The sequence below is a fragment of the Cohnella mopanensis genome (assembly GCF_022352055.1).
Classification (GTDB): Bacteria; Bacillota; Bacilli; order Paenibacillales; family Paenibacillaceae; genus Cohnella; species Cohnella mopanensis.
The window spans coordinates 732,814-747,933 of record NZ_JAKRWM010000001.1; the positions used below are offsets into that span (position 1 = coordinate 732,814).

Sequence of the window (15,120 nt, forward strand, 5' to 3'; positions counted from 1 at the left end):
GGGGATGGCTAAATGTCTAGCTCTTCGGATCGTTGGCCCAAATGGGCTATGGAGGAAGTATGGCTTGCGGATGCAAATCCGCGATGGTTGGCAGCGGGGGAACAATTAATTGAGCAATTGGATTCTGCGTTGCAAGAATTCGGAGCTAGCGGATTCGAGCATGTTGGAAGTACGGCAATCCCAGGCCTTCCCGCTAAGCCGATCCTCGACATCATGGCCCAGGTTGCTTCGTTTGATCGCATGCCTGAAATCGTCGAAGCCTTAACATCCGAAGGGTGGCATTATGTGCCTCCAGAATTAGATTTACGGCCTTACCGCAGATTCCTAGTGAAAACGGACAAAGATAGAAGAGTCGCCCATCTCCATCTGTTTCTGACAGATGAACCCCGATACGAGGAGCAATTGATCTTCAGGGACGCGCTGCTGGATCGAAGAGAGTGGGCCATGGCTTACGGCCAGCTCAAGATTGAGTTAGCCGAGCGTTATCGGCGCGATCGGGAAGCGTATTCCGATGCGAAAGCGGAGTTCATTGAAAAAATACTTCTAGAGCGGAAAGTCAAGGTGACCAAATCGATGAACCAGGATCTTCGTTATCCGATCGGCCCATTCCGCCATGAGGGTGAGGTTAGCGCTCAGCAACGGCTGGAATGGATCTCCGATATCGCGAGCTTGCCGACAAAGCTTGCGGCTGCTATCGAAGGATTAGGCAGGGAACAATTGAATACGCCTTATCGGCCGGACGGATGGACGGTCAGGCAGGTGACCCATCACCTCGCGGATAGCCATCTGAATAGCTTTATGCGTTATAAGCTGGCCCTAACAGAAGAGCAGCCTACGATCAAACCTTATTTCGAAGAACGCTGGGCGCTTCTGCCGGATACTCTTCAAGCTCCGGTTGAACTTTCAGCCACATTGCTCGCTGCCTTGCATGAACGTTGGGTGATCCTTCTACGTTCCATGACGGATGAAGATTATGCAAGATCGTTCTATCATCCGGAATCGAAGAAAGTTTCCCGCCTGGACATTGTACTAGGTACGTACGCTTGGCACGGTCGGCATCATGTCGCGCATATTACTTCTCTTCGTCAACGTATGGGCTGGTAATCCCGCGATAAAAACCTCTTCGGATTGTTCCGAAGAGGTTTTTATTACGATTCGAGGACAATGATCCGAAGGTTAGACGGCCTGGATGAGCGGAGGGAGCTGCGCTTCGGATAAAGGCTTGCTGAACAGATAACCTTGGGCGAAGTCGCATTCGTTTTTTTTCAAGTAGATTAACTGCTCGTAAGTTTCCAGACCTACGGCGATGACGCCGCATCGTAGCTGCTTAATAAACTGGAGCATCGATCCGGTCACTTCTTGGTCGGGGGAATGGCCGATGCTGTGAATGAAACTTTTGTCGATTTTAATCATATGGAAAGAAAGCTTGCGTAAATATTGCATGGAAGAATAACCGGAACCGAAGTCATCCAATACCAATCGGATACCGAAATCCTGCAGTTTTCTTAATTGGCAATCCGCATGATCGAGAGAGTGTAACAGGGTGCTTTCTTGCAGCTCCAATTCCAACCGTTCGGCCGCCAAGCCGGTGTCATCCAAGATAGATCTCACCTTCTCCGGGAACTGTTCATCCAATAAATGGGCTCCGGATATATTGACGGATATCTTAAGCAGGGAAGGCGAGGGAGCTATACGTTGCAACATTAGGCAAGATTGTAGCAGAACCCATTCTCCTATAGATAAGATTAAGTTAATCTTTTCGGCGATGGGGATAAATTCATTTGGCGGAATGTCACCAAGTTCCGGGTGATTCCAGCGAAGGAGCGCTTCGAATCCGCGAAGAGAACCGCTTTGCAGCTCATATTGGGGCTGATATTGTAAGGATAGCTGATTCTCTTGAATAGCTTGCCTTAGATAAATTTCTATAAGCGTACGTCGCCGTATGAGATCGTTAAGCTTCTCATGATACTGAACGGTCTCGTTGATCCTGTTGATCTTCGCATGCTGCAAAGCCGTAAACGCGCGAGGAAGAAGCTCTTCCCAAGTTAACTCGTCACCTTCATATCTTGTCATTCCCGTACTTACCGTGACATGGCAAAGCTCATGCTGAATCACGTAAGGCGCGGACAACAACGTTTGCATTTCCTGCCACAGTTCGGAACGGTTAGAAGATGCGCTTGAAGGAACGGAATCCGAAATGTAAAGGATAAAATCCATGCCCTCGAATCGGCATGCGGCTGCGTTAGCAGGGAGCCAGTTGTTCAGTCGTTGACCAATCTGGCGAAGTAATTCGTTTCTAGCGCTAGCAGTGTTCAATGCGTTAATCGATTTGAATTCGTCAATATTTAATACCGTTAAGTAAAGTGGATTGCGATGATGAATAGCCTTGCGAAGTTGGCCCTTAAACTGATCATATTGGAGCAAACCGGTAATCTCATCGATGACGAGACCGCGTTTTCTGGACCATTCCACATTCATGAAATAATAAAATAAAATGCCGATGATGGCAGCGGTTACAGTAGCCGCAACGCCGGAGTACATTCTCAAGCTAACTAGACTATCCCATAAGAGCACTAAGATTCCTCCTGCACATCATCATAAGCTTCAATATACAGGGTAAACATTTAGAAAATTACTGGATAAATATTAGGTAAAACGTATAAGAAAACAGACTCCTCGATCGAGGAGTCTGTTTTCTTATGTATTGCTTTAGTTAATTGATGAATTTATACCCTACGCCCCATACGGTTTTAATAAATTGCGGTTCTTTCGGGTTTTTCTCCAACTTACGCCTGAGATTGGTGACATGAACGTCAATTGCCCTGTCATTAATGAAGGAATCAATTCCCCTTACGGCATTAATCAATTCTTCCCGGCTAAATACGCGATTCGGATGTTGATAGAAGAGTCTCATGATTTCATATTCGGAGAAAGTCGTTTCAATATGTTCGCCGTCCAGAACGATCGTTCTGCGTTCAAGATCCAAAAGAAGACCTTGCGAAGACTCTAATGCAACAGAGGAAACATCATGCGTTCGCGCAGTCGAGACGGCTCTTGCGTTCGCTGTTCGCCTAAGCACGGCATCCATGCGCACCTTAAGCTCCTGCATGCTGAACGGTTTAACCAAGAAATCATCTGCGCCTGAACTAATGGCCTGAATTCGAACGGTGACGGATGGCTTCATGGAGATGACGATAATGGGAATCGCAGTAAGCTGCCTGAATTCCGCACAAAGTTCTGTTCCGCTCGCATCGGGCAACATTAAATCTAATAACAGAATATCTGGATTATACGTTCCTAAGGCGAACTTTCCTTCGCGAGCGGATTCGACACGCTGAACGTCAAAATTCTCTTCGCTAAGATAGAGGGTGAGCATCTCTCCGATGATGGGATCATCTTCAATAACAAGTACTCTCGTCATTACCAGTCACCCCCTTTAAGAAATTGTTAGGAAAGCTCATAGTTTGCTAACATTTGGATGGCAAATCTATTATATAATGCCGAACCGTATACGTCTAATTTCTTTTTTGTAGAAGTAGGTCATGAATGGATAGCAACGTTTCTCGAACTTCTTGAACAAGTCGATCTTGAGCATGTCGCCAGTCCTTATCGGCTTTTAATGCGATTTCCATAGCGGAAGCCGATTCCTGAACGGATATAGCTCCAAGATGGCCGGCAGCTCCGCTAAGAGAGTGAACGAGGCGTATGGCATCTGTACGGTCATCTTCGCTTAACAAGTTATTTAATCGTGACTCTACATCCGAATATTGCTGAACGAATTTGTCCAATAACCGCAAGTAAAGCTTGTTCTTCCCGGATAAACGTTGTAAGGCGATCGATACTTGAAGGCGCGGAGAATCCGGCCATAGCTCGTTCGTTTGAACTGCTTCGTCAGCGACGATGAGTAGAGGAGCAGAGAGCCATTTGCCAAGCATGGCGTATAGAATATTAGGATCAATTGGTTTCGTCATAATATCGTTCATGCCCGCATTCAAGCACCTTTTGTGTTGCTCAATCGTCATATCGGCGGTTAAGGCGATAATCGGCAACTGTTCCTTAGTATAGGATTTGCGGATGAGGGTCGTCGCCTCGATTCCGTCCATGACCGGCATATGCAGGTCCATAAGTATCAAGTCGATCGGCGGTTGATTCATCTCGGCTAAAGTTACGGCTTCCGTTCCGCTTTCCAATAGTTCGACCTCGTAGCCTTGTTGACCTAGTAGTTGTTGGACAACCAATCGGTTAATGACCTGATCATCGACGACTAGAATTCGATAAGAAGCAGAAGCGCCATCTTGGGTATTCGATGAATGAATAGGTCCTTCGATGTTTGTAGTCTTAGCTGCTTCGAGCGTGACCAAGGAATGCTGCTTCGATTTGTGTATGACCTGCAACGCTTGTTGGATTTGAATAGAAGAAGCTGGTTTAACGAGAACGGCAGCCGGTTTATACTCATCTGGCAATTGAAGCAAGGCATCTCTTCCTAGCATCGTGGTTGAACAAATCGCTAGAATGCCATGAGCGTCCAAGCTCATCTTCCAATCTACCCACGTTTCTTCGCCATGCATGTCTCCCGCTTCCATATCGACGATAAACAGATCCCATTGCCGATCTTGAAGCAATGATTTCGCTTGATCCCACGCGGATAACGTAATGACATGGCATCCGAAAGAGGAGAGAAGATCGCGCCAATGCTCGGCAACTCGTGGGTGATCTTCCAGAACAACGACTCTGAGATCGAATTTCCGGTGATCCGAGGCCGACGGAACCGAATCCTGTACATGCAAAGGGAAATCGAGTTCGAAGCTAAACGTACTTCCAACCTGATAGCTGCTCTCTACGGAAATGAATCCGCCCATGAGTTCGACTAACGTATGCGAGATGACTAGCCCGAGTCCCGTTCCGCCGTATTTGCGGCTTGTTTTTTCGTCGGCTTGAACGAATGGCGTGAACAATTGCGCTTGTTGTAGCTCGGTCATCCCGATACCTGAATCTTGCACGCTAAAGAGCAGTCTCACATGATTTTCCTTGGACTCAACCAAAGATATCGTCATTTCTATTAAACCGAAATTCGTGAATTTGATCGCATTGCTGCCCAAATTTAATAGAACCTGCTCCAAGCGAATAGGGTCCCCGATAATCCGATCCGGCACTTGCGGGTCCATATGAACGATAAAATCGACAGGTTTAGGTCCTAGAAGCACGGAGAATATGCCGCATAACCGCTGCAAGGAGTCCTCCAGTTTGAACGGAACCTTCTCGAGCATTAACTTATCTGCTTCGAGCTTGGAGAAGTCCAATACATCGTTCAGAATACGCAATAAATTTTGCGAAGAATCGGATACTTGACGAATATATTCGGCTTGAAGCTCCGTTAGTTCGGAACGCTGCAGCAAATAAGATAGACCGATAATCCCATTAAGCGGCGTTCTAATCTCATGGCTCATGCGAGCAAGGAAGGAACTCTTCGCTTCGTTCGCTTCGTCAGCTTCGTCCTTGGCTTTCACGAGTTGGCGTTCAATTTCCTTCTGTTCGGAAATGTCTCTTACGATAGTAGAGAAGAACGTATCCCGTTCGTCCTCGGATTGATGGGCGACAACGGTTATCGAAGCTGTTTGAATCGTGTTGTTCACGCCAATGATCTCAATCTCGCTTTGCCAGAAGCCAAGCTTCTGCGCTTCGGTCAAACCATCCGCGAACCTAACGGTCGTCGGAATGGGCATATATTGGCTAAGGCGGTTATTGTGTTCGCTCAGAGCTTGAATGCCTAAGAAAGAATGACCAGCTTGATTGAGATAGAAGATATGCCCCCGCATATCGAAGGTGGCAATCATGTCATGCGCGCTTTCCATAATTTCTAAAAGCCTAGTGTTCGTTTCAACCGCTTTCTTAATCTCGCTAATATCCCTCGCAATCAATACGTAACCTTTAATCGTCCCGTCCGGATATCTCATGACGCTCGTATTTAGCGATACTCGCATCCTTTTTCCTTCACGGTTGATCCATATCCATTCCCAATCCGGCAAAAACCCCTTATGAGCGAGTACGAACAAAACATCCTCATCCGGAGAAATCGTACGTTTCAGCTTATCGGAGTAGAATTTCGCCCGTTCGTATAGCTGGTCATGATCGTGCCAGAGCAGCAACGATTTTCTCCCGATGACTTCGTGTTCCGCATAACCTAGCATTTCCTCTGCTCTTTTGTTAAAGGAAGTTATGATAAATTTGGAATCTGTTACAAGCATAGCATATTGATTGTGCCGGATGAAAGCTTGGAAAGGCTCGAACAGCTCTTGCAAATTATCGATCATTCCGTTTACGGATTTGGCCAACATTCCGATTTCGTCTTGGCTCTCAATATGCAATAACGGGGGGTAGAAGTTGCCTGCCGCTACGTTCTTGGTCACCTTAACGATTTGTTTCAAACGTTGCAGGATGGAGCGTTGTGTTATCAGGTACAAGAAAGCGCCGAATATGATTTCCATAAGAGCGATTAAGCCCATATTTATCCAAGTCGAATTACGAAGCGGGGCTTCGAATTCCTTCTTTGAGACGGAGAAAACGACATACCAATCCATTTTCGGCATTTTCATATAGAACATTTTCAGCACCCGCCCGGACACGTCCGCTTCCCCGTATCCTTCCCGGCTGCTTCTAAGCTGTTCCGCGAAATCGCGAATACCTGGTTCGTCTTTGATGTAATTGCGTTTAAGAATAAGAGAAGCATCTTGATAGTAAAGAAGATTAGTATCCCGGTCGATTAGGATAACGGAGCTGTCTTTGTAATTGCCGGCACTCTGGTCCAATTGACCGTCGAAGAGCTTATTGGAATTAATGGCTAAGCCAATGACGCCATCAATTTCATTATGGAGGTTGCGAAGCGGAACCATTAACCAAAGGATTGGATTACCGTCCTTATCGAGCATGATGGAAGAATAGGAGCTAGTGCCTGCTAACGCCAGATGATACGCAGGGATGCCGTCTATCTGAAGCGATGAACCGTCGGCTAACGAAAGAATCCCGTCCTGATCCGCGATCCCGATACATCGGGTGGAGATATCCGTTAAATGAATCTCGTCCTGCAGGTAGGTAAGTTTCTGAGGGATCGTCTGCATCCGTATTGGGATAGATCTGCTAAGCAATTCTGCTTGTTTAACCCTCAAATTCAGCATCGTGTCCAAATTGGCTACCGTGTTCTTCAGGCTCGCCAGACTATGGTCGATCAGTTGATTGTTCATATGTTTGTTAGTGGTTTCATAGTTAATCAACGACATCAGCAAGAAAGAAGCGGTGTTGATCAAGATTAATACGATGACGATCTTAAACCGAAGAGACCGTAACATGTTGATTGACACCCCCGAATTGAAGTGGTTCCGCGATCTATTAGTGATATTCATACAAAACAAACAGAAGTTATGGAATTCTACTAATACTTTGACTCTATCATAACGAAAGAGAGCAAGAATCGACAGACCCAACTTCAATGGCATGGAGAGGTGTTCAATCAAGTGTCCAACCAAACGATGGAATGGCAGATCGCGAAGGGAGAGGAAACGGAATCGGGGAAGTGGCATGAACGGTTCGGAGAAAGATATGGATTTACGCAGGGCGAAAAGGAAGTCATGCGTTTATATATGCTGTTCGGATTAGAGGACAGGGAAATCATGAAGGTGATGCAGATAGCCGAGCATGAACTTGAGGTGTATCTGAGGTGTTTAACCGGTAAAACGAGGACGAACACAATGCGGGAGATGCAAGCCTTATTTTTGCGATACCTCATACAGAAGCTTCCATCCTAGACGGAGGAAGCTTCTTTAATTGGCAATAGAACGGTGAACATTGCCCCCCATTCCTTATGATTGCTTGCGTACACTTCTCCTCCGTGCATTTCCACGATCTTTTTAACGATTGATAATCCCAACCCGCTACCGCCACCTTCTCGATCGCGCGACTTGTCTTCTTTATAGAACCTCTCGAAGAGATGAGGGAGGGACTCTGCGGAAATCCCGTTACCTGTGTCCACGATCTCGAACTGTATGCGGTTATTCCTCTGAGCCAGCTTGATTTGAATCGTTCCGCCTTCCGGCGTAAATTTAATGCTATTGTGAATGAGGTTGATCCATACCTGACTCATTAAATCTTCGTCCGCGCTGACCGTCAGCTCGGGCAATTCGACTTCCATTTCAATGCGCTTGCTCTGCCATTGCGGCTCGCAGCTCAGAATAAGATGACGGATCTGTCGATCTAAACGATATCTTTTCGCTTCGAAAGGATGTTGGTTGGATTCCAGAGAGGTCAGCTTAAGCAGATTGTCGCTCATTCTAGATAAGCGCTTGCTTTCCGTCTCGATAATACTCAAGTAGTGCTTGCGCGTCTCGGGCGATAAGTCATCGCGTTGCAGCGCTTGAGCGAAGCCGGCAATGGACGTAAGGGGAGACTGGATCTCGTGCGAGACGTTGGATATGAACTCTTGGCGCATTTCCTCCATCTGGTTGAGATCGGACACCATCTCGTTAAATCCCGTAACTAACGGCCCGAATTGCCCCATGAACCTAGGTGACATATCCAGTTTCACGTTGAAATTTCCTTTGGACAACTCTTTCATGGCATTAATCATTTCCAGAAACCAATCCATCTGACGACGAACCGGGGCGAAAAATATACGAACAAGGTTCATGGTCACGAAGATAATCGAAACGGCCAACACGACCGTTAAATACTGACGGAGTACGATATGCTCGAATTGGGGAAACCAAGTTCGATAGAATAATCCCATCAATAAGTAAGCAATTCCCCAGCTTGAGGCAAGCGCGGCATGAATAAATAGGATAAAGAGAAAAATAAACTTTTTGGGCGGTCTGAATTGTTTGCTTAATTCCTTCATGCGTTGGCGATTGACTTTGCTTTCTCGAATGGCATGCCTGAAATGGTTTATGTGGTGCCGACCCTCATGACGGTGATTTCTATTTCCTCGCCTCATGACGTTACCTCCAAGCGATAACCTAAGCCCCGAATCGTCGTTATCCGAAACCCGAATTGTCCGTCTGGAAATCGCTCCCTCAGCCGTTTAATATGAACGTCGACGGTACGTTCGTCCCCTTCGTAATCATAACCCCAGATTTGCTCGATCAGTTGCTCTCTAGAGAAGGTTTTGCCGGGATAGCTGGCCAGCTTAAATAATAGTTCGAATTCCTTCAGAGGAATCGTAATCGATTGATCGTCCGCAAGCAGGGTGAAGGTTTGCCGATTGAGCTGCAAGCTTCCGATAGTCACGTTCTGGGAGACGGAGATTCGATATCGTTTCAACAGAGCTTTGACGCGGGCTACGAGCTCGACCGGCTCGAACGGTTTCACCATATAATCGTCCGTCCCTAGTTGGAAGCCTTTAAGCTTCTGCGCGGTTTCTCCTTTGGCGGTCAGCATGAGTAAAGGCAATTCATAGTGCTCGCGCAGTTCCCGGCACAATTCCCAACCGTCCATCTGCGGCATCATAATATCCAAGATGACGAGATCCGCGGTGGTCGTTTCCAGCAATTGAAGGGCATGCACGCCGTTCGTCGCTTCCAGTACTTCTAATCCCTCTTGTTGGAGGAAAACTTTTACCAGCTCTCTGATGTGCGGATCATCGTCGACGACGAGAATTTTTGTCATGTTCGTCAGCTCTTTTCTTCTGGATACTGTTCATTCCGTATTGTCATTGATCCTATCATGCAACAGGTTTATGAACGGAATATGAACGGGCAATCCAACCATGTTACAATAAGTGGACAGAATGGATGGAGGGACACTACCGATGACAGACCTTTGGATCGATAATGAACGACTGACCAAACAAATTTCATTTTTGGTGGAAATCGATAAACTTAAAACCGTACTTCGTAAAACATTCCTTATCGACAAGAGCCGTCTGGAAAATACGGCAGAGCACAGTTGGCATGTATCTCTCATGGCCGTCGTACTACTGGAACACGCGAATGAACCTTCGCTTGATCTCAATCGAATTATCCGCATGCTGCTTCTTCACGATCTAGTGGAGATCGATGCCGGCGATACGTTCGCTTATGATTCGCAAGGTTATTTAGATAAAGAAGAACGCGAGCAGGCGGCGGCCGCAAGATTGTTCGGAATGCTTCCCGACGACGTGAAGGGAGAATGGATGACTTTGTGGCGCGAATTCGAGGACGGAACTACTCGAGAAGCGAAATACGCTGCGGCGCTCGATCGCTTGCAACCTGTCATTCATAACCATTATACAGGCGGAGTAAGCTGGAAGAAAAACGGAATCGTGAGGTCGCAGGTGCTTAAGAGGCTGGACCCCGTGAGAGAAACTTCGGATACGCTATGGAAATTCGCGCAAGAGATTATTCAGAGATCGATTGATATGGGTATTCTGTTTGACGATCCTACCGCCAAGGAGGTCTGAATATGCCACGACTTCAAGGTAAACTAGTCATGCTACGGGAATATCGCAAAGATGATCTGCCTTGGATGCGCCAATGGGTGAACGATCCGGATATCGTACATCAATTGTCGGACATTTTTCTGTATCCGCAAGCGCTTGAGTCTACCGAAGCTTACTTGGAATCGATGCTAGACGGCAGTTCGGATAGCAGAGGTTTCGTCATCGCGGATCCAGCGACGGAAGCTTATATCGGGCAAGTGAACTTGGATTCCATCGATTGGAAAAACCGGGTTGGCAAAATAGGGATCGTTATTGGATCAACGGACAATTTCGGTCGTGGATTCGGTACGGAAGCCATGAGATTGCTTATTGATTTCGCTTTTCTCGATATGAATTTGAACCGATTGGAGCTCGAGGTATACGACTTCAACGAACGTGCCATTCGATGTTACTTGAACTGCGGATTCATACAGGAAGGCCGATTACGGGAAAAGCTGTATAAGCAAGGCCGATACCTGGACGTGATTCAAATGGGTATGCTGAAATCGGATTGGAAAACGTTAAGAGGCGAACGTAAGCAACAGGTAGTCGTTCCAGATCCTACGCTGGTAAACGGAGAGGGAGAGGATACGCAATGATGCCCGAGCTCCGTCCCATTGCTCGATCTCCGCTGCGACTTCGGATCGGCAAATGGGCGTACACGTCGCGAAGGTATATGGAGTGGATGTTCGGTAACGTTAAGTTTGCCCGATTGAAAAGTGCTTCTGATTTGCCATACAACGTGAAGCACCACCGAACGCCTCTTCTCAGGAAGCTTGCAAATACGGAAATGTGGTTGCAGCACAACAAAATCATCAACCTTAAAGTCGCCGTTCCTCGCCTTAACGGGATTGTGCTTCGACCTGGCGAGACTTTCTCCTATTGGCGCTTGCTTGGCAAACCTACCCGGCGTAAAGGTTACGTCGACGGCATGATCCTATTCTGCGGCGAAGTTAGAACGGGCGTTGCGGGCGGTTTGTGCCAACTGTCCAATCTAATCTATTGGATGACGCTGCATACGGAGCTGACGGTCACCGAACGCCACCGTCATAGTTATGACGTGTTCCCGGATGCAGGACGTACCCAACCGTTCGGAAGCGGGGCTACTTGTTCTTACAATTACCGGGATTTGCGAATTACGAATCGTACTTCCGTGACTTATCGTTTGCAGCTGCAGTTGGATGGCGAATATTTGCTTGGTAGCTGGCAAGCCGATCAGCCTTCTCGTTATCGTTACGAGGTGAAGGAGAGGGGGCATGCAATTACCTCAGAACCTTGGGGCGGATATGTTCGGCATAATGCACTCTATCGGGACGTCTATGCTCTCGATGGAGATTGGCTGCGGGAAGAGGAAATTACGGAGAACCACTCTCTGATGATGTATTCGCCGCTGTTGAGCGAGGGCGAGGGCTAGATTCAATAGCATATTAGATTGATCACAGACAAGCGAGGCTGCTCCGTAAATCATTTTACGGGCAGTTTTTTTATGTAACGGCACGGTTTGCCGCTATTGAGTAAGCTTTATCGCCGTATTTGCTGACGAACGGCACCGCGTGCTGTTATTTCGAACATAATCGGACATTTCATTGTAACTTTGCTCGAATAGCGGCACCGGGTACCTCTATCATGGAACAATCGCAGCTTTGTATCGGAATAACGGCACCGCGTGCCGCTAGTCTGAAACCTTGTATCTATCGGAAGAGCCAAACTCAACGAAACAAATCGAAATAGTCCCAGGGGCGGTTACGGCATTCGGGTAAGTTCTGTTATAATTCTCCTATTCTAGCAAATGAAATGGGAGATTAGCCTATGAAACCTTGGGAGAAATCGGTAGCAGCCGTAATTGCGAGTCTATGTATCTTGGGAAGCTCTACGCTAGGTTCTTCATCGGCGATGGCGAACACTACTGAAATAAAAATCGTGCTGGATGATGTTCCGTTATCTATGGGAGTATCGCCTATCATTAAGAATAACGTTACGATGGTTCCTTTTCGGTCGTTGGCAAAAGCACTTGGCATCAAAGTCACTTGGGACAGTAAGACAAAGACGGTGCTAGCAAGTGGAGTGATTAATGGTGCGGAGAAAAATGTCAGCCTTCAATTAGGTCAAAAAACAGCTGTCGTGGACGGGCAATCTGTAGCCTTACTAACCGCTCCTCTTATGATGAATCAGCAGGTGTTCATTCCTCTTAACTTCTTCGGCACGCAATTCGGCGCTAAGGTCGGTTGGAGCCAACAGACGAATACCGTATCAATCACATCCGCGAAAAAAGCGATGCATCTTCGTGCCTTCTACGCCATGGGCTCGTTCGCTCAGCGCGAGAGAATCCAATCGATGGATTCCGTTGCATTCGGATGGGCAAGAATAGACGAGAATGGCGGGCTTACCCTAGAAGGAAAAGACTACTATTGGCCCGCAGCGGCAGGTGAGACGACACCGGAATCGCTTGTGAGCGATGCCGTCGCAAATGGGGCTAAGCCTTATCTCATGGTTTACGCTGTGGATGGTAAAGGCGAGTTGACGAAAATGCTTAGCGATGAGTCGTTAAGGAATAGCTCAATCGACAAGATTGTAAGCTTAGCGTCTGATCATGGTTTTGGCGGTGTGTTGCTTGATTTCGAAGGTCTCGGTTTGCGTCTTGATCCTTTAGGTCAGCAGAAGCTTCTTAATGATTACGTACAAGCGATCGACAAGAAGCTGGAAGCAGTAGGGGTTAAGCTTAGCTTGGCCGTTCCGCCTCCGAATAGCTCGTTCAAAGGTTACGATTACAAAACATTGAGCAAATTGGCCGATGATCTCGTCGTCATGGCATATGACTATAATCCTAAGGGAACGCCAGACCATACGCCCGAACCCTATGCCAAAGTGGAGGAGGCCATCACTCAAATGCTGCAAGCGGGAGTGCCGGCCAATCAAATCATTCTCGGTATTAGCCTATGGAGCGAGACGACGGGGACGGTTGACGATAAACTCGGTCTTGCCAAGCGCTATGGATTAAAAGGAGCTTCCTTCTGGAGGCTAACATTTTACGGAAATGACTTTGCAACAGCTATCGATAACGTCGTTGAGAAAGTAGGAAAGTAAGTTGTCGTTTGATCAAGTTTTGCGGAAGTACTTTAAGCATGGACGTTGGACGATCACGGAAGGATTATCGGGTTGGAACAACACGACAAGGTTCGTCGAAACGGAAGAAGCTCGATGGGTACTACGGATCTATGAGACTCACCAGGATGAAGCTAAAATCCGTTATGAGCACGAGATTTTGCTAGTGCTGAATGAACAGCCATTGCCTTTCCAGGTTCCGATGCCCGTTCGATGCTTGGATGGCGGCACAATAGTTAGGCTAGAGGATGGAAGCGGGAGACTCGCGTGCTTGTTCACGTATATAGAGGGGCAACGTCCGGATGAAGGAAGCTTAGGCATCGGATATGCATTCGGGGTAGTTACGGGACAATTGAGCAAAGCTCTTGCGAACGTAAAGGTCGTGAGTCTGCCTTTATATCCGCCGTACTATGAGATGGATTCATCTCATCCGTTATGTACATCCGAACGAGTTACTGCTTTCTGTTCTGCGCCGCCTGTCGAATTCATCGAAGTAGCCGAAGATTTGCAAGCTATCAGTTCAGCGATACTGAGTTTCCGAGCACTCTTGCCCCAATTCCGAACGTTGCCGCATCAACTCATTCATGGCGATATTAACCACTCGAATTCACTTGTCGCTAGCGCAGACAGCAACCGACTTGCTGCCATTCTAGATTTTGAGTTCTGTACACGGGATTTGCGGGTAATGGAGATAGCCGTTATGATATCGGGCTTTCTTAATAGCAATGATGTCATGGCGAAGATAGAACGATATCTACAAGGCGTAGGGGAACAATTGCGATTAGATCGCTCCGAGATCGAAGCGATTCCTTCACTCGTAAGACTGAGAAACTTAGACGTATTCCTGCATTTCCTTGGCCGTTATTGGGATGGAGTGGACGATCAGAAGGTTCTTCTTGAGCAAAGTCGATCCGTACACGATGGATTGTCTGAGCTAGAGCGGATCGAGAGTGAGTTGTCTCAGCTTTGTTCTCGTTATTTAACGACGTAAAATATCGGAAGATAAGGAAAGACGTATTCGACTCGATTTGAGCGAATGCGTCTTTTCTTTATTTGAACTTTAGATATCCATAAAAGGAAATGTTGGGTAATTTCTCGAAGGTTAGTGGGAGAAATATTGAAGATCGCGAGTATATTGATACGTGAAATCAGCCGATACCAAAGTATTCAGGGGGATGTTCATCATGGAAGTATTACTAAAAATCCTACTTAGCACATCTATTATTTATGCAATATCCTTTGTATTCAAAACCTTCACGACGAACAAGTTTGATAGAGTATTTATGCCGAAACATCAAAAGTCTTTGCAGAATACTTTTTTAATTGTTTTTCTTATATTTGTTTTCATTTTATATGGAATTTACTTCGCTGCATTATATCAGAAAATTATTGAATTAAGGTGGTTGAAGCATACATCTGATGCTATAGAGACAATATATTTTATATATTTTATCGGGATTTTGTATATAGTAATTCTTTGCTTGATGAAATTCATTAACAGAAAGAATAAAGAATGGAATTTTAAGATTTCAGAAAAGACGTTAAATAAAGTGTTCTTTACAGTTTTTCTTTTGAAT

General features: G+C 46.5%; 12 protein-coding genes and 1 pseudogene. 8 read left to right on the forward strand and 5 right to left on the reverse strand.

Annotation, left to right across the window (positions count from 1 at the left end):
- Positions 1 to 48: 48 nt before the first annotated feature.
- Positions 49 to 531: pseudogene (locus L3D05_RS03375) on the forward strand (GrpB family protein); the annotation flags it as partial.
- Positions 532 to 573: 42 nt separating this feature from the next.
- The gene (locus tag L3D05_RS03380) at positions 574 to 1,104 is read left to right on the forward strand and encodes a YfiT family bacillithiol transferase (protein WP_239614748.1); all 531 of its coding nucleotides are present in this window, start codon (positions 574 to 576) and stop codon (positions 1,102 to 1,104) included.
- 72 nt (positions 1,105 to 1,176) lie between these two features.
- Here L3D05_RS03380 and L3D05_RS03385 read toward each other — a convergent pair whose 3' ends face one another.
- The 3 genes from L3D05_RS03385 to L3D05_RS03395 form a co-directional block, all read right to left on the reverse strand.
- A complete protein-coding gene (locus tag L3D05_RS03385) occupies positions 1,177 to 2,574 on the reverse strand; it encodes a putative bifunctional diguanylate cyclase/phosphodiesterase (protein ID WP_239614558.1) in 1,398 nt (465 codons plus the stop codon).
- A gap of 139 nt (positions 2,575 to 2,713) precedes the next feature.
- Positions 2,714 to 3,421, reverse strand: a complete 708-nt coding sequence (locus tag L3D05_RS03390; RefSeq protein ID WP_239614560.1) for a response regulator transcription factor — start codon at positions 3,419 to 3,421, stop codon at positions 2,714 to 2,716.
- A 94-nt stretch (positions 3,422 to 3,515) separates the two neighbouring features.
- The gene (locus L3D05_RS03395; protein ID WP_239614561.1) at positions 3,516 to 7,343 is read right to left on the reverse strand and encodes a response regulator; all 3,828 of its coding nucleotides are present in this window, start codon (positions 7,341 to 7,343) and stop codon (positions 3,516 to 3,518) included.
- 165 nt (positions 7,344 to 7,508) lie between these two features.
- On the opposite strand from L3D05_RS03395, the gene L3D05_RS03400 reads away from it, so the two are divergent.
- Positions 7,509 to 7,799 (forward strand): helix-turn-helix transcriptional regulator, encoded by a 291-nt coding sequence (locus L3D05_RS03400; protein ID WP_239614563.1) that lies wholly within the window; start codon positions 7,509 to 7,511, stop codon positions 7,797 to 7,799.
- Here the strand turns inward: L3D05_RS03400 and L3D05_RS03405 are convergent.
- On the reverse strand, positions 7,796 to 8,980 hold the full coding sequence (locus tag L3D05_RS03405; RefSeq protein WP_239614565.1) for a sensor histidine kinase: 1,185 nt from the start codon (positions 8,978 to 8,980) through the stop codon (positions 7,796 to 7,798). The two genes, L3D05_RS03400 and L3D05_RS03405, sit on opposite strands and share 4 nt — an antisense overlap.
- Entirely contained in the window at positions 8,977 to 9,651 is a 675-nt protein-coding gene (locus tag L3D05_RS03410) for a response regulator transcription factor (protein ID WP_239614567.1), read from the reverse strand. The genes L3D05_RS03405 and L3D05_RS03410 overlap by 4 nt, the downstream gene beginning before the upstream one ends.
- Before the next feature lie 142 nt (positions 9,652 to 9,793).
- On the opposite strand from L3D05_RS03410, the gene L3D05_RS03415 reads away from it, so the two are divergent.
- From L3D05_RS03415 to L3D05_RS03435, 5 genes are all read left to right on the forward strand, one after another.
- Positions 9,794 to 10,423, forward strand: a complete 630-nt coding sequence (locus tag L3D05_RS03415) for an HD domain-containing protein (RefSeq protein WP_239614568.1) — start codon at positions 9,794 to 9,796, stop codon at positions 10,421 to 10,423.
- A gap of 2 nt (positions 10,424 to 10,425) precedes the next feature.
- Entirely contained in the window at positions 10,426 to 11,040 is a 615-nt protein-coding gene (locus tag L3D05_RS03420; protein ID WP_239614570.1) for a GNAT family N-acetyltransferase, read from the forward strand.
- The gene (locus tag L3D05_RS03425) at positions 11,037 to 11,855 is read left to right on the forward strand and encodes a VanW family protein (protein WP_239614573.1); all 819 of its coding nucleotides are present in this window, start codon (positions 11,037 to 11,039) and stop codon (positions 11,853 to 11,855) included. The genes L3D05_RS03420 and L3D05_RS03425 overlap by 4 nt, the downstream gene beginning before the upstream one ends.
- Before the next feature lie 395 nt (positions 11,856 to 12,250).
- Positions 12,251 to 13,525, forward strand: a complete 1,275-nt coding sequence (locus tag L3D05_RS03430; protein ID WP_239614575.1) for a stalk domain-containing protein — start codon at positions 12,251 to 12,253, stop codon at positions 13,523 to 13,525.
- Position 13,526: 1 nt separating this feature from the next.
- Positions 13,527 to 14,534 carry a phosphotransferase gene (locus L3D05_RS03435; protein WP_239614577.1) on the forward strand — a complete coding sequence of 336 codons (1,008 nt, stop codon included), beginning with the start codon at positions 13,527 to 13,529 and terminating at the stop codon, positions 14,532 to 14,534.
- Positions 14,535 to 15,120 lie beyond the last annotated feature (586 nt).

Coding starts and splice junctions, on each gene's coding strand:
- L3D05_RS03380 (WP_239614748.1), top strand. CDS start 574: ATGAACCAGGATCTTCGTTATCCGATCGGCCCATTCCGCCATGAGGGT.
- L3D05_RS03390 (WP_239614560.1), bottom strand. CDS start 3,421: ATGACGAGAGTACTTGTTATTGAAGATGATCCCATCATCGGAGAGATG.
- L3D05_RS03395 (WP_239614561.1), bottom strand. CDS start 7,343: ATGTTACGGTCTCTTCGGTTTAAGATCGTCATCGTATTAATCTTGATC.
- L3D05_RS03405 (WP_239614565.1), bottom strand. CDS start 8,980: ATGAGGCGAGGAAATAGAAATCACCGTCATGAGGGTCGGCACCACATA.
- L3D05_RS03410 (WP_239614567.1), bottom strand. CDS start 9,651: ATGACAAAAATTCTCGTCGTCGACGATGATCCGCACATCAGAGAGCTG.
- L3D05_RS03415 (WP_239614568.1), top strand. CDS start 9,794: ATGACAGACCTTTGGATCGATAATGAACGACTGACCAAACAAATTTCA.
- L3D05_RS03420 (WP_239614570.1), top strand. CDS start 10,426: ATGCCACGACTTCAAGGTAAACTAGTCATGCTACGGGAATATCGCAAA.
- L3D05_RS03425 (WP_239614573.1), top strand. CDS start 11,037: ATGATGCCCGAGCTCCGTCCCATTGCTCGATCTCCGCTGCGACTTCGG.
- L3D05_RS03430 (WP_239614575.1), top strand. CDS start 12,251: ATGAAACCTTGGGAGAAATCGGTAGCAGCCGTAATTGCGAGTCTATGT.